Consider the following 266-nt stretch of genomic DNA (forward strand, 5'->3'; position numbering starts at 1 on the left):
CGGTGCATGAGCGGCTGCTTGGCAAGCTGAAGTCCTCGCCAAAACTCTTCGCCGATGAGACGACCGCGCCAGTGCTCGATCCGGGCCGCGGCAAGACGAAAGACAGGCCAACTCTGGGCCTATGCGCGTGATGATCGGCCATGGCAGGGAGCTGACCCGGCGGGCGTCGCCTATGTCTACGCACCCGACCGGAAGGCCGAGCGTCCGATCGCTCGCAGGCTTCACCGGAATCTTGCAGGTCGACGGCTATGGCGGCTATCGCGTGC

Annotated in this window: 1 pseudogene; it reads left to right on the forward strand. The window is 65.4% G+C overall.

What is annotated here, in order from left to right:
• Window positions 1-266 (forward strand): annotated as a pseudogene (locus E5X34_RS32770) (transposase); the annotation flags it as partial.

The sequence above is a fragment of the Mesorhizobium sp. genome (assembly GCF_004963255.1).
GTDB lineage: Bacteria > Pseudomonadota > Alphaproteobacteria > Rhizobiales > Rhizobiaceae > Mesorhizobium.